The 20,441-nt window shown below is 70.5% G+C and carries 20 protein-coding genes; 14 read left to right on the top strand and 6 right to left on the bottom strand.

What is annotated here, in order from left to right:
- Positions 1-152: 152 nt before the first annotated feature.
- A complete protein-coding gene (locus IE317_RS21640) occupies positions 153-1,004 on the bottom strand; it encodes an N-acetylmuramoyl-L-alanine amidase (RefSeq protein ID WP_191312799.1) in 852 nt (283 codons plus the stop codon).
- Positions 1,005-1,082: 78 nt separating this feature from the next.
- Here IE317_RS21640 and IE317_RS21635 point away from each other — a divergent pair, with 78 nt between their 5' ends.
- Genes IE317_RS21635 through IE317_RS21625 form a run of 3 tightly spaced genes read left to right on the top strand, consistent with a single transcriptional unit; the run spans position 1,083 to position 2,498 of the window.
- Positions 1,083-1,442: a YbaB/EbfC family nucleoid-associated protein gene (locus tag IE317_RS21635; protein ID WP_191312796.1), complete on the top strand. Its 360-nt coding sequence runs from the start codon at positions 1,083-1,085 to the stop codon at positions 1,440-1,442.
- Between the two features lie 5 nt (positions 1,443-1,447).
- The gene (recR, locus tag IE317_RS21630) at positions 1,448-2,044 is read left to right on the top strand and encodes a recombination mediator RecR (RefSeq protein ID WP_191312794.1); all 597 of its coding nucleotides are present in this window, start codon (positions 1,448-1,450) and stop codon (positions 2,042-2,044) included.
- Positions 2,034-2,498, top strand: coding sequence for a hypothetical protein (locus IE317_RS21625; RefSeq protein WP_191312792.1), 465 nt, complete (start codon positions 2,034-2,036; stop codon positions 2,496-2,498). Before recR ends, IE317_RS21625 begins: the two co-directional genes overlap by 11 nt.
- Here IE317_RS21625 and IE317_RS21620 read toward each other — a convergent pair.
- The gene (locus tag IE317_RS21620) at positions 2,452-3,006 is read right to left on the bottom strand and encodes a glucosaminidase domain-containing protein (protein ID WP_191312790.1); all 555 of its coding nucleotides are present in this window, start codon (positions 3,004-3,006) and stop codon (positions 2,452-2,454) included. The genes IE317_RS21625 and IE317_RS21620 overlap by 47 nt on opposite strands.
- Before the next feature lie 56 nt (positions 3,007-3,062).
- Positions 3,063-4,172 carry a UDP-N-acetylglucosamine 2-epimerase gene (locus IE317_RS21615; RefSeq protein WP_191312788.1) on the bottom strand — a complete coding sequence of 370 codons (1,110 nt, stop codon included), beginning with the start codon at positions 4,170-4,172 and terminating at the stop codon, positions 3,063-3,065.
- A gap of 71 nt (positions 4,173-4,243) precedes the next feature.
- On the opposite strand from IE317_RS21615, the gene IE317_RS21610 reads away from it, so the two are divergent.
- Complete coding sequence (locus tag IE317_RS21610) at positions 4,244-5,263, top strand: glycosyltransferase family 2 protein (protein WP_191312787.1); 1,020 nt, start codon at positions 4,244-4,246, stop codon at positions 5,261-5,263.
- A complete protein-coding gene (locus IE317_RS21605; protein ID WP_191312785.1) occupies positions 5,260-6,546 on the top strand; it encodes a hypothetical protein in 1,287 nt (428 codons plus the stop codon). The genes IE317_RS21610 and IE317_RS21605 overlap by 4 nt, the downstream gene beginning before the upstream one ends.
- Here the strand turns inward: IE317_RS21605 and IE317_RS21600 are convergent.
- Positions 6,543-8,603, bottom strand: coding sequence for a DUF6541 family protein (locus IE317_RS21600; protein WP_191312782.1), 2,061 nt, complete (start codon positions 8,601-8,603; stop codon positions 6,543-6,545). The genes IE317_RS21605 and IE317_RS21600 overlap by 4 nt on opposite strands.
- Positions 8,604-8,769: 166 nt before the next feature.
- Between IE317_RS21600 and IE317_RS21595 the strand changes: the two genes are divergently transcribed.
- The 9 genes from IE317_RS21595 (at position 8,770) to IE317_RS21555 (ending at position 18,631) form a co-directional block, all read left to right on the top strand.
- Positions 8,770-10,740: a DUF6541 family protein gene (locus IE317_RS21595; RefSeq protein WP_191312780.1), complete on the top strand. Its 1,971-nt coding sequence runs from the start codon at positions 8,770-8,772 to the stop codon at positions 10,738-10,740.
- A gap of 68 nt (positions 10,741-10,808) precedes the next feature.
- Positions 10,809-11,510, top strand: a complete 702-nt coding sequence (locus tag IE317_RS21590) for a glycosyltransferase family 2 protein (protein ID WP_191312829.1) — start codon at positions 10,809-10,811, stop codon at positions 11,508-11,510.
- 13 nt (positions 11,511-11,523) lie between these two features.
- Positions 11,524-11,958 (top strand): DUF2304 domain-containing protein, encoded by a 435-nt coding sequence (locus IE317_RS21585; protein WP_191312778.1) that lies wholly within the window; start codon positions 11,524-11,526, stop codon positions 11,956-11,958.
- A 4-nt stretch (positions 11,959-11,962) separates the two neighbouring features.
- On the top strand, positions 11,963-12,499 hold the full coding sequence (locus IE317_RS21580) for a uridine kinase family protein (protein ID WP_191312828.1): 537 nt from the start codon (positions 11,963-11,965) through the stop codon (positions 12,497-12,499).
- Positions 12,500-12,825: 326 nt separating this feature from the next.
- A complete protein-coding gene (locus IE317_RS21575) occupies positions 12,826-14,505 on the top strand; it encodes an ABC transporter substrate-binding protein (protein ID WP_229902830.1) in 1,680 nt (559 codons plus the stop codon).
- A gap of 87 nt (positions 14,506-14,592) precedes the next feature.
- A complete protein-coding gene (locus IE317_RS21570) occupies positions 14,593-15,594 on the top strand; it encodes an ABC transporter permease (protein WP_191312776.1) in 1,002 nt (333 codons plus the stop codon).
- Positions 15,591-16,520, top strand: a complete 930-nt coding sequence (locus tag IE317_RS21565; protein WP_191312774.1) for an ABC transporter permease — start codon at positions 15,591-15,593, stop codon at positions 16,518-16,520. The genes IE317_RS21570 and IE317_RS21565 overlap by 4 nt, the downstream gene beginning before the upstream one ends.
- 6 nt (positions 16,521-16,526) lie before the next feature.
- Positions 16,527-17,522: an ABC transporter ATP-binding protein gene (locus IE317_RS21560; RefSeq protein WP_191312771.1), complete on the top strand. Its 996-nt coding sequence runs from the start codon at positions 16,527-16,529 to the stop codon at positions 17,520-17,522.
- Positions 17,519-18,631, top strand: coding sequence for an ABC transporter ATP-binding protein (locus tag IE317_RS21555; RefSeq protein WP_191312769.1), 1,113 nt, complete (start codon positions 17,519-17,521; stop codon positions 18,629-18,631). Before IE317_RS21560 ends, IE317_RS21555 begins: the two co-directional genes overlap by 4 nt.
- A gap of 51 nt (positions 18,632-18,682) precedes the next feature.
- Here IE317_RS21555 and IE317_RS21550 read toward each other — a convergent pair whose 3' ends face one another.
- Both IE317_RS21550 and IE317_RS21545 read right to left on the bottom strand, forming a co-directional pair.
- Positions 18,683-19,882, bottom strand: a complete 1,200-nt coding sequence (locus tag IE317_RS21550) for an RNA polymerase sigma factor (RefSeq protein ID WP_191312767.1) — start codon at positions 19,880-19,882, stop codon at positions 18,683-18,685.
- Positions 19,879-20,232: a YciI family protein gene (locus tag IE317_RS21545; RefSeq protein WP_191312765.1), complete on the bottom strand. Its 354-nt coding sequence runs from the start codon at positions 20,230-20,232 to the stop codon at positions 19,879-19,881. The genes IE317_RS21550 and IE317_RS21545 overlap by 4 nt, the downstream gene beginning before the upstream one ends.
- Positions 20,233-20,441: the final 209 nt, after the last annotated feature.

The following is a 20,441-nucleotide window of genomic DNA, read 5'->3' as shown; positions in this document are numbered from 1 at the left end:
CGCAAGCCGACTCTTCGGGTACGCAAGCCGACTCTTCGGGTACGCAAGCCGACTCTTCGGGTACGCAAGCCGACTCTTCGGGTACGCAAGCCGACTCTCCAGGTACGCAAGCTGACCCTGCGGGTGCGCGGGTCGACTCTTCGGGTGCTGGGTCAGGAGGCCAGGTAGGCCTCGATGGCCGACGCGATGGCGGTGGCGAACTGCTGGCGGCCGTCCGCGCTCGTCATCCGGGCCGCTTCCGTGGCGTTGCGCATGTTGCCGCACTCCACCAGAGCCGCCGGGCGGGTCGAGAGGTTGAGGCCGGCCAGGTCAGCGCGGGCCGAGAGGCCGTTCGTGCCGATGTAGTTCGCCGCGCTGAAGCCGCTCGTGCGCATCGTGTCGCGCAGCGTCTGCGCCAGCCGCGTCGACGGTGCTCCCTGCGCGGCGTTCAGCGGCGGCGACGAATACGCGACGTGGAAGCCGTTCGCCCCCGCCGCTTCCGAACCGTCGGCGTGGATGGAGACGACCGCGTCCGCGTTCGCCTCGTTGCCGATCGCCGCGCGGCGGTCGACGCACGGGCCGACGCCGGTGTCGTTCTGTCGCGTGTAGACGACGCGGATTCCCTTGTCCGACAACGCTTTTCCGACCCGCTGGGCCACGTCGAAGGTGAACGCGTGCTCGGGGTAACCCGCGTTGGTCGAGGTGCCCGTCGTGTTGCACGGCTTGGTCTGCCCGCGCCCGGCCGGCACCGCGCGGTTGATCTCCGCCGGGTGAGCGCCGTTCCCGCCGTTGTGCCCCGGGTCGAGCACGACGACCTTCCCGGCCGGCGCCGACGACGAAGGCGGCGCGACCGAAGAAGGCGTGACCGACGACGGAGACGGCGAAGCGGAAGACGTGGGCGAAGCAGTCGTGACCACCGTCGCAGGCGCGGTGGAAAGAGCCGCCGGAGCGTCGTCGGAGCAGCCGGTGAGCAGGAGGGCACCGGCCAGCAGCAGGGGAGCAGTCGCGCGTCGCACGGCGACCACGGTGCCACAGCCCGGCCCTTCGCGTGGCGCGACTACCCTGGTGGGGACACAGGCGTGCAGAGAGGACCGAGTGCGATCATGGCCCAACCCGGCGGCGGCTTCGACCTTTCCCAGCTGATGCAGCAGGCGCAGCAGATGCAGCAGAAGCTCGTCGAAGCCCAGGAAGAGCTGGCCAACACCGAGGTCACCGGCACCGCCGGCGGCGGACTGGTCACCGCGACCGTGTCCGGTGACAGCCAGCTGAAGAGCCTGCAGATCGACCCGAAGGTGGTCGACCCCGACGACGTCGAGACGCTGTCCGACCTGATCATCGCGGCGGTCCGCGACGCCTCGGCGAGCGCCCAGAAGCTCACCGAGCAGAAGCTCGGCCCGCTGGCCGGCGGGCTCGGCGGCGGTGGCGGCATGCCGGACCTCGGCAGCCTCGGCTTCGGCGGCTGACGAACTTGTACGAAGGTGTCGTCCAGGACCTGATCGACGAGCTCGGGCGCTTGCCCGGGGTCGGGCCGAAGAGCGCCCAGCGGATCGCGTTCCACCTGCTGGCCACCGACCCGGCCGACATCGCGCGGCTGCAGGACGTCCTCGGCAAGGTCAAGGAGGGCGTGCAGTTCTGCGAGGTCTGCGGCAACGTCTCCGAGCACCCGAAGTGCCGCATCTGCCGCGACGAGCGCCGCGACCTCACGGTCATCTGCGTGGTCGAGGAGCCGAAGGACGTCCTGGCGGTCGAGCGCACGCGCGAGTTCAAGGGCCGCTACCACGTCCTGGGCGGCGCGCTCGACCCGCTGTCGGGCATCGGCCCGGAGCAGCTGCGGATGCGCGAGCTCCTCAAGCGCATCGGCGAGGCGGACATCAAGGAGATCATCATCGCCACCGACCCCAACACGGAGGGCGAGGCGACGGCGACCTACCTGGTCCGGATGCTCCGGGACTTCCCGGGCCTGAGCGTGACGCGGCTGGCGTCGGGTCTGCCGATGGGTGGTGACCTGGAGTTCGCGGACGAGCTGACCCTGGGCCGGGCGCTGTCGGGCCGCCGTGCCCTTTGACGGGCTGCCGGTCGAGCCGGTCCGGACGCTGATCGCGTTCGACCGGCGGTTCGTCGACATCCGCGACTGCACCGAGCTGCCCGAGCTGCGCCGCGGCGCCGACCTGACCGGCGTGATCGAGCTGACGATCGGGCCGGTCACCCTCCTGGGCCCGAACTGGGAGTCGGACATCCCAGGGCTGTGGGGTGCCGTGGCCGACCTCGTGGCCGGCTACCGCGAAAACGGGCGCGCCGAGGTGCGGTTCCCCGACCAGTCCGCGTACCTCACGCTCGAGCCGGTCCCGCCGGGACTGGTCCGCATCACCGTCCTGGCCGAGCCCTACCGCGAGACCGCGGTCACCGGGGAGGAAAAGCTGCTTTCCGCTCTCGAGGCGGGTGCGGAAGAGTTCTTCGCGAAGCTGGAGGAGCTCACCGGTCGAAGCGTCGTAGGTCGTAGAGGTCCATCAGCCGGATGACCTTGTTCGCGTACTCCGGGTCGGTGGCGTACTTCCGCGCCACCGCCCGGATGAACGCGTCCGGGTCCGACCGCACCGGCAGCGCGGCCGCGTAGTTCGACGACGTCGTCAGCAACCGCCCGTAATCACGGAATGAGTCGCCGATCGAGGCGTAGGAGCGGAAATACGCGTCCACCGCATGACACGGCGCCGGAACGCACTCCGTCGACGGGTACCGCGCGCACTTCAGCGCGATCGGTCCCGGGCTCGTCGGCGTCACGCACTTGAAGCCGAAGTGGTTGAGCTCGGCCGTCGACAGCTTGCTGCGGCCCCAGTTCGACTCCAGGATCGCCTGCGCCACCGTGACCGACGCCGGGATGTCGTACGCGGCGTGGATCGCCTGGGCGATCGGGCCCGCCACGCCGACGTACGCCTCCTGGAAGCCCGCCGACAGCGCGGCGTCGCGAACGGCACCCTGGTCGATGGGCGGCACCACCACGAGCGCGGCCGCCAGTCCGATGTGGATCATGGCGACACTTTGCCCGGCTCACCCCCGGAGAAACCGGGGGTCACCCCAAAGAGACCTCAGCAGTAGCCGAGCTGCGCCAGCGTGTCGACGACGATCTCGGACGGGTGGTACTTGTCCATCCAGGACTCCCCGCGCCGGTTCTGGTACGTGTCGAGGAAGTTCTGCAGCTTGTCGCCGCGCATTTCGGTCAGCACGACCGTCTCGCCGAGGTGCTGCGGCGTCTCCGTGCGCTCGCGGTGCACCGCGCACGGCAGGCCGAGGTAGTAGCACTCCGCCGAAAGACCACCCGAATCGGTGACGACGTACTCGGCGCGCGCCACCAGCGGCAGGAACTTCAGGTACCGCATCTTCGGCTGGACGATGAACTGGTCGTCGAAGATGTTCCCGAGGCCCAGCGAGCGGATCTTCTCGCGCTCCGGTGCGCCGGCCATGTACAGGATCGGCATCTTGCGGCTCTGTTCGCGCAGGATTTCCAGCGCCTCGCGGTACTTGTCCGGCCGCGACACCAGCTCGAAGCGGTGCAGCGTGGCCAGGCCGAACTTCTCGGGCAGGTTCGGCACGTCCAGCGGCTGGTGGATGGCCAGGCGCATCGCGTCGATCGCCGTGTTCGCCTCGGTGTCGACCACCACGCCGCGGGCGTTGCGCAGGTTGTTGACCTCGCGGATGCTCGGCGCGAAGTGGATGTCGACGATCTTCGCCGCGATCTTGCGGTTCAGCTCCTCCGGCAGCGGCGAGAGGATGCTGCCCGACCGCGCGCCCGCCTCGACGTGCCCGACGCGGGACTTGAGGATCCGCTTGCCGATCAGCGAGCCGTACGGCGTGGTGAACGTGTCGCCGTGCACCAGCACCAGCGGCGGGCGCCCGTCCTCGGTCAGCGCGGCGCGCAGCTCGTGGCGGCGGCTCCACGCGGTGCGCAGCACCTGCGCGGCCCAGCCCGGCACCTGCGCGGGCGACTCGAGGTTGTGGGCCTTGTCCTGCGGCACCAGCCAGACGTCCGGCTCCGGCATGTTCAGGTCCGCGAGAACGTCCGCGACCTCGTCGACGTGCTGGGCGGTGAACCAGATCTTCGGCCGCATCCCGCGCTCGCGGATCCCGTGGTAGACCGGCGCGATCTTGATCAGTTCCGCGGTGGTGCCGAGAATGAAGGAAATCACCGTGAAGCCCATTTCTGGTCGGGTGCGGTCGCGTAAGGATACTGGCCAACCCGGCGCAGGAGCCGCCGGGTAGCCTCGGCACGGTGAGTGCGAACCCGCTCCTCCCCTCGCTCAGCGTCGTGATCCCGGTCTACAACGAGCAGGACTGGATCGAACGCAGTGTCGGCGCGCTGCTCGCCTCCGCGGCGGCCGCGAGCTGGCCGATCGAGGTCGTCGTGGTCGACGACGGCAGCACGGACGCCACTCCGTCCCGGCTCGACGACCTGCGCGAACGCCACGGCATCACGGTGCTGCGCCAGGTCAACTCCGGCCGGTTCGAGGCCCGGCGGGCGGGCATCGCCAAGTCGTCCGGCGAGTGGATCGCCCTGCTCGACAGCCGCGTCGTCGTCGACGAGCACACCTTGACGTTCCTGCGCGACCAGCTCGTCGACCACCCCGAGCGCGCGGTCTGGAACGGGCACATCAACGTCGCCTCCGAGCACAACCCGTACGCGGGATTCATGGCCGGCCTGGTGAAGGTGCCCTGGCGCCAGTACTGCGCGAACCCGCGGCTGATGTCGTACGGCATCGAGGAGTTCGACGTCCACCCGAAGGGCACCACGTTCTTCTGCGCCCGCCGCGGCCTCCTCGAGGGCTCGGTGACGGCGTTCGCGTCGCTGTTCGACGACCTCCGCTTCGCCAGCGACGACACCCGCATGCTGCGCTGGATCGCCGAGCGCGAGCGGATCTGGCTCGCCCCGGAGCTGTCGGCGACCTACCACGGGCGCGACTCCTTCAAGAAGTTCACGCAGCAGGCGTACTTCCGCGGCACGACCTACGTGGACTCCTACATCGCTTCGCCCGGCCCGGCCCGCAACGCGCTGTTCGGCGCGCTCGCGGCCGGTGTCGTCGGCCTGTTCTTCGCCGCGAAGAAGCCGAAGACGACGCTCGCCGCCGGTGTCCTCGGCGCGGTCGCGGCGGGCGAGGTCGTCAAGAAGTGCGGTGCGACCGGCCCCGAGGCCCGCGCGGTCACCACGCTGCTGCCGGTGTTCGCCGGCGGCTTCGGCGCCGGTGTCCTGCGCGGGCTGGCCATGGCCGTGCGCGCCCGGCTCCGCCGCCGATGAGCACCGAAGTGGAACCCGGCACCGCGGCGGCCGGCGGCCGCACGACGGCGGGGAGCCTCGGCGGCTCGCTGATCGTGTCGATCGGCCTCGGCTACGTGCTCACGGTCGCCTGCCAGCGGCTGCTGCCGCCGCCGGAGTACGCGGTCTTCGTCACGTTCTGGGGCCTGTTGATGGGCCTCGGCAGCACGCTCTCGCCGCTCGAGCAGGAGCTCTCGCGGCAGTCGGCGGTCGCCGCGCTGGCCGGCGGCAAGGCGGGCCGTCCGGCGCTGCGGGCGGTCGCGGTCGGGACGGTCGTCGCGGCCGCGTTCTCGCTCGCGCTGCTGATCCCGCCGATCAACGACAAGCTGTTCCGCGGCGAGTGGTCACTGGCGGTGATCGTGCTGGCCGGCGGGGTCGCGTTCGCGTGCCAGTTCGGCACCCGCGGGCTGCTCATCGGGCAGCACAAGGTGAAGGCGTTCTCGCTGCTGGTGATCGCCGAACCGGCCGTACGGGCGCTGATCCTGGGCCTCCTGTTCGTCTCGATCGCCTACAACGTCGTCTCGCTGGCGATCGCGGTCGCGGCCGGCTCGTTCGCCTGGCTGCTGTTCGCGCGCCCGGCCCGGCAGTTGCTCGACTTCCACGTCGAGGGCGACGGCTGGGGTGTCACGTCCCGCCGGATGGCCATGCTCCTGACCGGTGCGGCCCTGACGGCGGCGGTCATCACCGGCTACCCGGCGCTGGTCGGTCTGCTGGCCCCGGGCGGCGACGGCGACCGCGTCGGCTCGTTGTTCGCGGCGCTGGTCATCGCGCGGCTGCCGCTGACGCTGATCGGGCCGGTGCAGTCGCTGGCGGTGCCGTTCGTCGTCCGGCTTTCGGTCACCGAGGAGGGCCGCCACCGGCTGCGCCGCGTGCTCGCCCTCGGCGCGGTGGCGTCGCTGGCGCTGGCCGCGCTCGGCGCGCTGGTCGGGCTGTGGCTGGGCCCGTGGGCGGTCCGGTTCGTCAGCGGGCCGAAGTACGACATCGACGGCTGGTCGGTCGCCGGACTCGTCTGGTCGTCGGTGCTGCTGGTGCCGATGCAGCTGCTCACGGCGGTGCTCGTGGCCCGCACGCAGGCGAAGCACGTGCTGGCGACCTGGGCCGTGGTCACCGGCACGGCATCGCTGGTGCTGCTGTTCCTGCCGGGCGACACGGTGTTCCGCGCGGTGGTCGCGCTGGCGGTGGCGCCGGCGCTCGGCTTGGCGGTGGTGCTCGCCTTCGTCCTGCGCCGGGCGCATCAGCCGGTCGAGGCCGGCCCGGAAGCCTAGCCTCGCGGCGGGGTCTGCGGGAGGTCCAGCCGGTAGACGGTGACCGTGCCCGAGCTGAACGCCTTCGTCAGGCCCGGGAGCCCCGCCAGCCCGCTCAGCCCCGGCGCCAGGCTGTAGGTAAGCCGGCCCGTCCAGTGGTGGCCGTCCGTGCCGACCGTCGGGGCCGACGAATCCACGTACACCCAGCGGACGTTCTTCGCCCGGAGGATGTTCTGGACCTGCGGGTCGTCCGGGAAGTCGCGGAACTTCGCCAGCAGGGTGATGTTGTCCTCGATCGGGCTGTGCCCGTCCGGGACGATGTTGAGGATCGGCAGGTCGTAGTCGACGTACAGCAGCGTCGAGCCGTCGTTCGCGTTGTTGAGGATCGCTTCGCCCGGGGCCGCGTTCTGGTCCAGCCACTTCGCCGCCGCGTCGTCCGCCGCGTTGTAGCGGACGAACTGCGGGGTCGCGTAGCGCTGGCTCAGCGACAGCGCGCCGGTGTTCATGTAGCCGCGGAACGTCGTCACCGTCAGCGCGCCGAGGAGCACCACGATCAGCCCGAACGCCACCGCCGGCCGGAGCCGCGCCGGAACCGGGTTGCCCTTCCGGACCGCGACGACGACCAGGCCCAGCGCCACGAACAGCACCCCTGCCAGCGGCGGGATCAGCAGGTAGACGTGGGTGTCGAGGCGGTTGGCGACGCGGTAGTAAAACCGGCCGATCGTCGCGCCGAAGCCGGAGTTGGGCGAGAAGTGGAAGCTCACCACGACCGCGGCCCAGAATAGCCAGGCCGTCAGCAGCGGCCACGCCCGCCGCGACAGCAGCGTGGCGACGACGCCGGCCAGGCCCAGCAGGCCGAGGGCCGGCTGGCCCATCGCGCCGCTCGGGTCGAAGTAGCCGCCGTAGGGCAGCCGGGCGAGCAGCTCGGCCGACTCGCCCAGCGGGGAGCCGGGGATGTTGGCCGGCGCGTCGACCACCGTGCCGCCGCCGAGCCGCAGCAGCGCCAGCACGTCCGGGACGATCAGGACGACGGCGACCACCCCCGTCAGCACCAGCGGCAGCAGCGCGCGGACGAAGGCGAGCCGGCCCGCCTTGGTGAACAGCAGGCCGATCAGGGCCGCGACCGTCGTCAGCGCGACCGAGGTCAGCGCGCTCGGGTGCACGTTGAACGCCCCGGCGGCGGCCACGCCGACCAGCACCGCGCGGCCCCAGTTGCGCTTGCCGAGCACCAGCATCACGGCGACGAGCCCGGGCATCAGCGTCATCGCGGCCGCGTTCGGCAGGACGCCGCCGTCGTGGGCGAAGGCGATGCCGGGGCGGTACAGCTGCACGGAGACCAGCGCGGCCACGCCGGCGGCGAGCTCGACCCAGCCGCGGCCCAGCCGGCCGTGCCGGAGCACCGCCGCGGTGAGGGCGGCCACCGACAGCGGCAGGACGACCACCGAGAACACCACGGTCACCAGGTTCAGTGACAGCATCGTGTCGCCGAAGATGTCGGTGAGCAGGGCACAGAGGTCGGTGAAGCCGGGCGGGTAGAACTGGACGTTCGTGTCGTGCACGACGTCGATCGGCAGGATCTGCCACGGCGCGGCCTTGCCGGTGAAGTGCGTGAAGGCGGTCAGCACGGCGTGCGTGACGGTGTCGTGCTCCTGGGTCGGCGTCCGCCACGACCCGAGGCCCTTGTGCCACAGGCGGACGCCGAGGCCGACCCCGGCGACGGCGACGAGCGCGCCCAGCACCTGGGCCACCGTCCCGGCCCGGCCGGTCAGCGTGCGCAGCCGCGGGTCTTCGGCGGGCTCGGCCGGCGCCGCGGCCGGACGACGGCGGCGGACGAGCCACCGCACGCCGCCGAGCACGAGCAGGACGACCGCGAGCGCGACGATCGTCGTCAGCAGTCCGAACCGGAGCCCGGTCACCCCCGTGAAGAGGGACACCACGAGGACGAACCCGGTCGTCAACGGCGCCGAGAGACCCGCGAGCCACAACCGTTCGCGTACGCCGGTGACCAGCAGAATCAAGAATCCGGGAAGCAATACCACCAGGATTCCCACGGCCAGCCGGACAGCTTCGGACAGCATGCCTTCTCCGATCAACAAAGCCGTCAACGCCCGGAGTCTATGGGGGGCCGCGGTGTGCCGAGGATGCGGGTGACCAGCGAACTGACGTGCACGGTAGCGTGGCCGCCGCCGTCCGGAAGCGGGCACCGCGATCGCGGGACGGATCCCGGCGAAATGGGAAGGGACAATGGGGTTTCTGCTCGTTCTGGCCGCTTTCTGGTTGCCGGGCGCCGTTTTCGGAGCGGCGATCGGCCTGCGCGGCTGGACGCTGGGCGCGGCGGCGCCGGTCCTCACGTTCGGGGTGGTGGCCCTCGGCATCCCGCTGCTCGGCGGAGCGGGCGTCCGGTGGACCGCGCTCTCCGCGACACTGTGGACGCTCGTGGTTTCGGCCGCCGGCTTCGCGATCACCTGGGCCGTGGCCCGGTTCACCCGGCGGCGCCGTCCGGACGCCGACGCGGTCCCGCCCGAACGCCCGCGGTGGTCCTGGCGCGCGCACGCCTTGACCGCGCTCGGCGTCGCGGCCGGGATGGCGATCGGCGCGGTCACCGTGCTGCGCGGCATCGGTTCACCCGGCACGGTGAACCAGGACTGGGACGCGGCGTTCCACGCGAACCTCGTCCGCTGGATCGCCGAACGCGGTGACGCGCGCCCGTCGACCATCGGCACCATCGCGAACCTGCCGGACGAGACGCACTACTTCTACCCGGACACCTACCACGCGCTGCTCGCCGTGCTCTTCGGCAAGGGCGGGCTGAGCGTGATGCCGCTGCTGAACTTCGCGTCGATCGCCGTCACCTTCGCGGTGCCGCTCGGCGTGGCCGCGATGTGCCGCGCGTGGCGGTTGCCGCCGGTGACGGCGGCCGCGGCCGCCACGGCTTCCGCCTGCTTCACCTCGTTCCCCTACGACCTGTTCTGGCACGGCCCGGTCTGGCCGTACGCCGCCGGTGTCGCCCTGGTCCCGGCCATGCTCGCGGTGGTCCGCCTGCTGCTCGAGCCGGGCGGGGCCACCGGTCCGCTGGCCGTGGGCGTCGGCATCGGGGGCCTGGCGGCCCTGCACACCAGCGTCGTGTTCGTCCTCGTCGTGTACTGCGTCCTGATCCTGGCCGCGGTGCTCTTCCGGTTCGAGCCGATCGACTGGCGGCGCGCCTGGCCGTCGCTGGTGGCGGCCGCGCTGCTCGCCGCCGGGCTCGGCCTGCCCCAGGTGCTGCCCTCGCTCTGGAACGCCGGCGGCGTCACGTCCGCGGTCTGGTCGAACGCGGCGACGGTGACCGGCGCGGTCGGGCAGACGGTCACGTTCTCGCCGATGGCGGACTTCCCGCAGTGGTGGATCGGCCTGCCCGCCATCGCCGGCATCGTCCTGCTGGCCCGGCAGCGGAAGGTGGTCTGGCTGGTCGGCGCGTACGTCGTCCTCGGCGGCTTGTACGCGGCGACGGTCTCCATGGAGAACGGCCTGGTCCACCTGCTGACCGGACCGTTCTACAACGACAACTACCGGATCGCGGCGCTGCTGCCGCTGATCGGCGCGGTCGGCTTCGGCGAGTTCGTCAACACCGCGACGGCGTGGTTCGCGGCGAAGGTCCGCCCCCGGCTGCCGAAGCTGCACCCGGCCGCGCCCGTCCTGGCCGGCGTGGTGCTGCTCGCGGCGGTGATCGGCGGGTTCAGCCGCGCGTACGTCGGCATCAACACCGTCCACGTGAACATCGGCTACCGCGGCTTCCCCGCGGTGAGCGCGGACGAGGAGACGGCGTTCGCCTGGCTGGCCGGGCACACGGTCCCCGGCGAGCGCGTCCTCAACGACCGCCTCGACGGGTCGGTCTGGATGTACGCGCTCCAGGGCATTCACCCGACCCAGTGGAACTACTACGGCGCCGAGCCGGCCAGCGACATCGGGTACGTCAGCGCGCACGCGAACCGGCTGGAAGCCGACCCCCGGGTCCGGAAGATCCTGCGGGAGCTCAAGGTCCGGTACGCCTTCGTCGGCCAGGGCAACGCCGTTCCCGACGCGCACAACGACGCCGGTCTGCTCAATCTGGACACCGCTCCGGGGTTCAAGCTGGTCTACCGCAACGCCGGTGCCGCGATCTACGAGATCGCGGGGCAGCACGACGTCGTCGCGGCCGGTGCCGCGCCCGGGTCCGCGGCGGACGACGGCCGGTGAAGAGCTAAAGTGTCAGCGTGTCTGTGACCCCGGCGACCTCGGTGACCAGCCGCCGCGTGCTCATCGTGATGCCCGCTCTCAACGAGTCGGCGAGCGTCGCGTCGGTCATCGAGCACGTCAAGCGCGCCCGTCCGGAGGCCGACCTGCTGGTCGTCGACGACGGCTCGGTGGACGACACCGCCAAGCTGGCCCGCGCCGCGGGCGCCGAGGTGGCCCGGCTCGCCGTGAACCTCGGGGTCGGCGGCGCCATGCGCACCGGCTTCCGCTACGCCGCCACCCGCGGCTACGACGTCGTCGTGCAGGTGGACGCCGATGGTCAGCACGATCCGGACGAGCTCGACGCGCTGCTGCGCGGCCTGGACGACGCGGACATCGTGATCGGCTCCCGGTTCGCCGGCAAGGGCGCCTACAAGGCCAGCGGGCCGCGCAAGTACGCCATGGTCGCGCTGTCGATCGTGTTCTCGCGGCTGGCGAAGACCAGGCTCACCGACGTCACGTCGGGCTTCAAGGCGATGGGGCCGCGCGCGATCCGGCTGTTCGCCGGCTACTACCCGGCCGAGTACCTCGGCGACACGGTCGAATCGCTGGTCATGGCCATCCGGGCCGAGCTGGTCATCAAGGAGATCCCGGTCATCATGCGCGAGCGCGCGGGCGGCACGCCCAGCCACTCGCCCGTCAAGTCGGCCGTCTACCTGGGCCGCGCCGGGCTCGCGCTGCTGCTCGCGCTGGTCCGCCGCCGTCCCGCGGTCGACTCGTCGGACTCGGCATAAGGAGCTTGGGAAGATGGCCGGTTGGCGCATCCTCAGCATCGTCATCGCCTGCTTGGTGCTCTTCGTCGTCATCGAGATGATGCGGCGGCGCAAGCTGCGGGAGAAGTACGCGGGCGTGTGGCTGGTCGTCGCCATCGGCGTCGTGGTGCTGGCCGTGATCCCGTCGGCCGCGCAGTTCCTGGCCCGGCTGACCGGGGTGGAGACCCCGTCCAACTTCGTCTTCCTGCTGGCCGGGGTGGTCCTGGCGCTCGTGTCGCTGCACCTGTCCACCGAGACCGGGCACCTCGAGGAGGAGGTGCGCACCTCGGTCGAGGAGATCGCGTTGCTGCGCTGCGAGCTGGAAGACACCCGGCGCGAGCTGGCGAGCCGGATCGCCGAGCTGGAAGCGAAGACGGCGGCGCCCGACGACGTCAAAGGGCTCCCGGAGGTCGAACGCGTCAGCAAGTGACGTCCTGGTCGAGGCCCTGCTCGCGGCCCCCGCGCGGCTGGGCCGGGTGCGCGTGCTGGCCATCGACGGCCCGTCCGGCGCCGGCAAGTCCACGCTGGCCGCCCGCGTCGTCGACGACTTGACCGCGCGCGGGTGCCGCACGGCCCTGGTGAGCACCGACGCCTTCGCGACGTGGGAAGACCCGGTTTCGTGGTGGCCCCGGCTCGCCGACGGCGTCCTGCGTCCCCTGGCCGACGGCGTTCCCGGGGCGTACCGGCGAATGGACTGGTCCACCGGGGTCCCGCGGCCGGGTGAACTCGTCCGGGTGACCGTGCCGGACGTCCTGGTGCTGGAGGGCGTTTCGAGTGGGCGGGCTTCGGCAAGATCCCTGCTTTCCCACCTCTGCTGGCTCTCCGGCGGCTCGGACGCCGAGCGGCTGGCCAGGACCGTCGCGCGGGACGGCGCGGCCGCACGGACCGAATTGGCGCGGTGGCAACGGTTCGAGCGCGGCTGGTTCGCCGTCGACCGCACCCCCGAAGCCGCCGGAACCCGACTTTCGTAGGGACGAGTCGGTCACGCAGCGTGTACGGAGGGCTCCGGATCGATCCAGCGGTCGGTAGTCGGATACACGTCCGGATCAATGTCGGTACCGCCATCTGTGTCAGGGATCGGACACCGGACGCAGCCGAAGACGGCAAATGGTCACATTCTGTCGCGATTTACGGACACATTGCGGTCAAATCGACGTCCACGTAGCGCGATCGTAACCTCACGTGCTTAAGTGCGGGCCGAGTTCCCGCTAGTGTCGGCGAGCACACCGATCGTCCGTCGAGTTCCTGACCGACCGGACGGTGACTTTGAACCCGAACATCTCCCAAGGGGTGCCAGATGCAGCAATTGCGGCTGACCCGAACACGCCGCGTGGCCCTGATCGGGCTCGCCGGCGCGCTCGCGGTTTCGCTGTCGGCTTGTGCGGAATCCAAGCGTGAAGAGGGCGCAGGGGGTGGTTCCGGGGGCACCATGATCTTCGGCGCGGCCGGTAACCCGAAGTTGTTCGACCCCATCTTCAACGACGAGGGCGAGACCTTCCGGATCACGCGCCAGATCTTCGACACGCTGATCCAGAACAAGCCGGGCACCGCCGACCTCGAGCCCTCGCTGGCCGAGAAGTGGGAGCCGAGCAACGACGGCAAGACCTGGACCTTCTCCCTCAAGCAGGGCGTGAAGTTCTCCGACGGCACCGCCTTCGACGCGACCGCGGTCTGCTTCAACTTCGACCGCTGGTACAACATGAAGGGCGCCGCCGCCCAGAGCCAGATGATCTACTACGCCGACGTCTTCGGCGGCTTCGCCAAGAACGAGAGCGACGACTACAGCGACCCGGTCTACAAGAGCTGCGAAGCCAAGGACCCGGCGACCGCGGTCGTGAACCTCAACAAGGCCAAGGGCGCGTTCCCGGCGGCGTTCACCCTGCCGTCGTTCGCGATGCAGAGCCCGACCGCGCTCAAGCAGTACAAGTCGGACGAGGTCACCCAGTCCGGTGACTCGTTCACCTACAGCGAGTACGCGAACAAGCACCCGGTCGGCACCGGCCCGTTCAAGTTCGACAGCTGGGACCAGGGCAAGGGTGAGATCGTCCTGTCCAAGAACGACCAGAGCCCGAGCCAGACGGCCAAGCTCGACAAGCTGATCTTCAAGGTCATCCCGGACGAGAACGCCCGCAAGCAGGCGCTCAAGGCCGGCGACATCCAGGGCTACGACTACCCGGCGCCCGCGGACTACGGCCTGCTGCGCAACGAGGGCGAGCAGGTGCTGGTGCGCCCGCCGTTCAACGTGCTCTACATGGGCATCAACCAGTCCGGCGAGGCCGGCGAGAAGCTGAAGGACGTCCGCGTCCGCCAGGCGCTGGCCTACGGCATCAACCGCGAGCAGTTCGTCAAGAGCAAGCTGCCCGAGGGTGCCGAGGTGGCCACCGAGTTCGTGCCCAAGACGATCTCCGGCTACACCGACGAGGTCACCAAGTACCCGTACAACCCGGAGAAGGCCAAGCAGCTGCTGTCCGAGGCCGGCGCGACGAACCTGACGCTGAAGTTCTACTACCCGACCGAGGTCACCCGTCCCTACATGCCGAACCCGGCGGACGTGTTCACCTCGATCTCGGAGGACCTGAAGGCCATCGGCATCAAGATCGAGCCGGTCGCCAAGCCGTGGAACGGTGGCTACAAGGACGACGTCCAGAAGTTCGGCAAGCAGGACCTGCACCTGCTCGGCTGGACCGGTGACTACAACGACGCCGGGAACTTCGTCGGCACCTTCTTCGGCCGCAAGAAGCCGGAGTTCGGGTTCGACAACCCGCAGCTGTTCCAGGCGCTGGCCGCCGCGGACGCTTCGCCCGCCGGTGACGCGCACGCCAAGGCGTACCAGGAAGTCAACAAGCAGATCATGGACTACCTGCCCGCCATCCCGATTTCCTACGGCCCGCCCGCGATCGTGGTCGGCCCGAAGGTCAAGGGCCTGGTCGCCAGTCCGCTGACCGACGAGCGGTTCAACACCGTCACTGTGAACTGACGGCTCAACGCCGCGAGGCATGGGGTGGGTGCTACCGCGCCCACCCCATGTTCCGTACTCAGCGGGCTGCCACCTAAAGGACTGCAAGTGCTCCGTTTTCTCGTGCGTCGGCTGCTACAAGCGATCCCGACGCTCCTCATCCTGTCCATCCTGGTCTTCGCCTGGCTACGGTCGCTGCCCGGAGGGCCCGCGGCCGCCCTCCTCGGCGACAAGGCAACGCCGGAGAAGATCGCCAACCTCAACCGCGTGCTGGGTCTCGACCAGCCGGTCATCGTCCAGTACTTCAAGTTCCTCGGCCGCGCGATCACCGGTGACTTCGGTGCCTCGCTGGTCTCCACCCAGCCGGTGATGTCGGAGATCGGCACGTTCCTGCCCGCCACCATCGAGCTGGGCATCTCCGCGATGATCATCGCGGTGCTCATCGGCATCCCGGCGGGCTACCTCTCGGCCCGCTACCGCGGTGGTGCCGCTGACAACGTGATCATCGTGCTGACGCTGATCGGCGTCGCGGTCCCGGTGTTCTTCCTCGGCTACATGATGCAGGACCTGCTCGCCGGCCCGCTGGGCCTGCCTTCGCAGGGCCGGCAGACCGCCGGGCTCGACGCCACCGCCGTCACGAACTTCGCCGTCCTCGACGGCATCATGACCAGCGAGTGGGACGCCGTCTGGGACGCGATCAAGCACCTGATCCTCCCGGCGTTCGCGCTCGCCACCATCCCGCTCGCGGTGATCACCCGGATCACCCGCGCGTCGGTGCTCGAAGTGCTCAACGAGGACTTCATCCGCACGGCCAACTCGAAGGGCCTCACGCAGCCCGTCGTCCGGCGGCGGCACGTGCTGCGCAACGGCCTGCTCCCGGTGGTCACCACCATCGGCCTGCAGACCGGCGCGCTGCTCGGCGGCGCGGTGCTGACCGAGCGGGTGTTCAACTTCCGCGGCCTCGGATTCCTGCTGGCCGAAGGCATCGAACGGCGTGACTACCCCCGGCTCCAGGCGCTGCTGCTGTTCGGCGCGCTGGTGTACGTCCTGGTGAACATGCTGGTCGACGTCTCGTACGGGATCATCGACCCGAGGGTGCGTGTGCGATGAACACTTTGCTGAACAAGAAGAAAGAGCCGATCGACAAGCTCGCCGCGGCGAGCGGGAACAGCCTCGGCCGCGAAGCCCTGCGGCGGATGCTGCGCAGCCCGGTCGCGATCACCGGTGGCGTGATCACCGGCTTGTTCGTGCTGCTGGCGGTGTTCGCGCCGCTGATCGCGCCCAAGGACCCGTTCGAGCGCTACCTGCAGGGCGAGGTCGCCCTCGGCCAGGGGATCATCCCGGGCAGCCGGCCCGGTTTCCCGCTCGGCGTGGACGACTTCGGCCGCGACGAACTGTCGCGGCTGATCGTCGGTGCGCAGAACACCCTCCTCGTCGGGGTGCTGGCGACGGTGATCGGCGTGCTCCTCGGCATCATCATCGGCGGGCTGGCCGGCGCGTTCGGCGGCTGGGTCGACACCGTCCTCATGCGACTGGTCGACGTCATGCTGTCGGTGCCGTCGCTGCTGCTGGCGATTTCGGTGGCGGCGCTGTTCGCCAAGCCCAGCCAGTGGACGGTGATCCTCGCCGTCTCGCTGATCGGCGTTCCGATCTTCGCGCGGCTGCTGCGCGGTTCGATGCTGGTGCAGCGCGGCAGCGACCACGTCCTCGCGGCGACGTCGCTGGGCGTCAAGCGCGGCACCATCGTGTTCCGGCACATGCTGCCGAACTCGCTGGGCCCGGTCATCGTGCAGGCCACGCTGACACTGGCGACCGCCATCCTGGAGGCCGCGGCGCTGTCGTTCCTCGGTCTGGGCGACCCGGACCCGAACCGGGCGGAGTGGGGCATCATGCTGAGCAAGGGTGCCCGGCAGTTCCTCGACGTCCGGCCCGAGCTCGCGTACTACCCGGCGATCGCGATCATCATCGTCGCGCTCGGGTTCACGCTGCTCGGCGAGTCCCTCCGTGAAGCCCTCGACCCGAAGAACAGGCGGTGAGAACCGATGGCACTCCTTGAAGTCCGTGACCTCACGGTCGAGTTCGTCCGCCGTGGCGAGCAGTCGTTCACCGCGGTCGACCACGTCAGCTTCGACGTCGAGCCGGGCCAGACGGTCGGCCTGGTCGGCGAGTCCGGCTGCGGCAAGTCCGTCACGTCGCTGGCGATCATGCGGCTGCTGGCCAAGCGCGGCAACAAGGTCACCGGTTCGGTGCGCTTCGAAGGCACCGACCTGCTCAAGCTGTCCACAAAGGACATGAGCGACCGCCGCGGCCGCGACCTCGGCATGGTGTTCCAGGACCCGCTGTCCTCGCTGAACCCGGTCATCCCGATCGGGTTGCAGATCACCGAGGTGCTGGAGCGCCACCGCGGGATGTCGCGCAAAGCGGCGTCCGTCGAAGCGGTGGACCTGCTCGACAAGGTCGGCATCCCCGACCCGTCGCGCCGGCTTTCCGAGTACCCGCACCAGCTTTCCGGTGGGATGCGGCAGCGCGCGCTGATCGCGATCGCGCTGGCCTGCCGGCCGCGGCTGCTCATCGCCGACGAACCGACGACCGCGCTCGACGTCACGATCCAGGCGCAGATCCTCGCGCTGCTGCGGGAACTGGTGCAGGACACCGGAACCGCGCTAATCATGATCACGCACGACCTCGGCGTCGTCGCCGGGCTGTGCGACGAGGTCAACGTCCTCTACGGCGGCAAGATCGTGGAGCGGGCGCGACGGCACCAGCTGTTCGCCGAACCGCGGCACCCGTACACGCACGGCCTGCTCGCCTCGATCCCGCGCCTGGACGCGGGCCGCGGCGAGAAGCTGATCCCCATCCGGGGCTCGGTGGCCGACAACATCCCGTGGGACCACGCGTGCGCGTTCGCGCCGCGCTGCCCCAACGCGCTGCCGGTCTGCCGCGAGGTCCAGCCACAGCTGGCGCCCGACCAGGGCGGCCTGCTGCGCTGTCACAACCCCGTGCGGCCCGCGGTCGCCGCGGGAGGAGGAGCCCGATGACCCGTCCCGCTGGTGACGTGCTGCTCGAGGTCACCGACCTCAAGGTGCACTTCCCGATCAAGCGCGGCATCGTGTTCGACCGGACGGTCGGGCACGTGTACGCGGTCGACGGCGTCGACCTGGCCATCCGCCGCGGCGAAACCTACGGCCTGGTGGGCGAATCCGGCTGCGGGAAGTCCACTCTGGGCCGGGCGATCCTGCGGCTCAACGAACCCACCGCCGGTTCCGTGAAGTTCGACGGCACCGACGTCGCCCAGCTCAAGGGCGAGGAGCTGCGGAAGGCCCGGCGCCGGATGCAGATGGTCTTCCAGGACCCCATGTCCAGTTTGGACCCGCGCCAGTCGGTCGAGTCCATCCTGCTCGAGGGCATGCACGCGCACGGCCTCGACAAGGACAAGGAAGCCACCCAGCGGCGGCTGCGGCAGCTGCTGGCCGCCGTCGGCCTCCCGGAGACGTCGCTGCGGAAGTACCCGCACGAGTTCTCGGGCGGGCAGCGCCAGCGCATCGGCATCGCGCGGGCGCTGGCCGTGGAGCCGGACCTGATCGTCGCCGACGAGCCGGTGTCCGCATTGGACGTTTCGGTGCAGGCCCAGGTGGTGAACCTGCTGGAGGACCTGCAGGCCCAGCTCGGCCTGACCTACGTCGTGATCGCCCACGACCTCGCGGTGGTGCGGCACATCTCCGACCGCATCGGCGTGATGTACCTGGGCGCGCTGGTGGAGGAGACGGACGCGGACTCGCTGTACCGGGATCCGCTGCACCCGTACACGAAGGCGCTGCTGTCGGCCATCCCGGTGCCGGACCCGCAGGTCGAGGACACCCGCGAGCAGATCCTGCTCGCCGGTGACCTGCCGTCGCCGGCCAACCCGCCGTCGGGCTGCCGGTTCCACACGCGCTGCCCGTGGCGGCAGGCGAGCCGGTGCGACACCGACCGCCCGCAACTGCGCGAGATCGGCGGCGGCCACCGGGTGGCGTGCCACTACGCGGAGGAGATCCGCGACGGGCGCATCCAGCCGCACGAGGTGGAGCCGGAGCTGGTGGAACTGACCGGGGCGCTGAACCCCGACCTGGGCCCGCCGGACATCGGCACCTCCGCCGAGATCCTCTGACGCGCCACTTTCACGTGAAAGTGACCCGGAGATGGCCTCTCCACGTCACTTTCACGTGAAAGTGCCCGTCAGGGCGCGGGCGCGGGACTGGAGGAACGCCTGTTCCGGCAGGCTCAGCGTCCGCCGGGCGGCGGCCAGGTAGGCCTCCCGGGCGCCGGCCAGGTCACCCGCGGTTTCGAGCAGGTGCGCGCGGACGGCGTCGACCCGGTGGTGCCGCCCGAGGTGCTTCGCCGCCTCACTCAGCTCCGCCAGGCCTCTTTCGGGGCCGTGGACCTGCGCGAACGCGACCACGCGGTTCAGCGTCACCATCGGGCCGGGCGCGACGACCCGCAGCAGGTCGTAGAGCGTGAGGATCTGCGCCCAGTCGGTCTCTTCGGCGGTCGCGGCTTCGTCGTGGACCGCGGCGATCGCCGCCTGCAGCTGGTAGGGGCCCACGGGCGCGGTCGCCAGTGCCTTCGTGATCAGCGCGACGCCTTCGTCGATGAACGCCCGGTTCCAGCGGGTCCGGTCCTGCTCGGCCAGCGGGACCAGCGCGCCGGTCGCGTCGACGCGGGCCGGGCGCCGGGCCTCGGTCAGCAGCATGAGCGCGAGCAGCCCGGTGACTTCGCCGTCGTCCGGCCGGTCCGCGCGCAGCTGCCGGACCAGCCGGATCGCCTCGGTCGTCAGCTCGACCCGGCTCAGCGCGTCCCCCGAACTGGCCGTGTGCCCTTCGGTGAAGATCAGGTACAGCACCTGCAGGACGGCGGTGAGACGTTCGGGACGGCCGTCGTTCGTGAGCCGTTCGCCTTTCAGCTTCTGTTTCGCGCGGCTGATCCGCTGCCCGATGGTGGCCTCGGGGACGAGGAAGGCCCGCGCGATCTCGGCGGTTGTCAGCCCGCCGACCGCACGCAGGGTGAGGGCGACCTGCGACGGCCGCGTCAGCGAAGGGTGGCAGCAGAGCAGCAGCAGGGTGAGGGTGTCGTCGACCCCGCTGACCGGCTCGGGCTCGGGTGGCTCGTGCTGAGCGACGGCCTCCTCCCGCCGCCGCCGCGCGGTCTCGCTGCGCCACTGCTCGATCCGCCGCCGGGACGCCGTGGTGATCAGCCACCCCTTCGGGTGATCCGGAACGCCTTCCGCCGGCCATTGCTGCGAGGCGGCCAGCAGGGCTTCCTGGACGGCGTCCTCACAGGCGTCGAAGTCGCCGTACCGCCGGACCAGCGCGGCGAGGACCTGCGGCGCGAGCTCGCGGAGCAGGCTCTCGACGTCGGTCACAGCTCCGGCCCGTGCAACCCCATCACCGGCCGCACCTCGACTTTGCCGAAGGACGCCTCCGGGACCATCGCGGCGATCTCCAGGGCGCGTTCTTCGCTCTCGCAGTCGAGCAGGTAGAAGCCGGCGAGGAACTCCTTGGCCTCGGCGAACGGGCCGTCGGTGGTGACGCCCACCTGCTTGGCCAGCTCCGGGAAGGCGAGCCGTTCGGAGACGATCCGCTCGCCGGAGGCATCGAGATCGTCGTTGAGCTGCTGGTAGTAGGCCAGCCCGGCGGCGCGTTGTTCGTCGGTCATGCCTTCCCAGGCGGCGCGCGACGCGGGGTTGCCGTAGATCAGGACCACGTACTTCATCGGGTCTCCTCTCCGGCGGAGTTGTCCACATGGGGGTGGATGTTGTGGACAACTGCGGTGGATGGTTGCTTCGGGGGCGTGATGCCCGGCCAGTCACGCGTGATGCCCCGGGAGTCACGTGTGATGCCCTGATCGGCACACCTCATGTTCTTTTCACCGACCCGAACGCCGGATTGTTCAGCGGCCGTCACGCCGCGTCAAGGCGGGAA

Source organism: Amycolatopsis bullii (assembly GCF_014654205.1).
Classification (GTDB): domain Bacteria; phylum Actinomycetota; class Actinomycetes; order Mycobacteriales; family Pseudonocardiaceae; genus Amycolatopsis; species Amycolatopsis plumensis.
The sequence above is the reverse complement of the archived record's forward strand: the minus strand, read 5'-3'. Positions and strand labels throughout refer to the sequence as shown.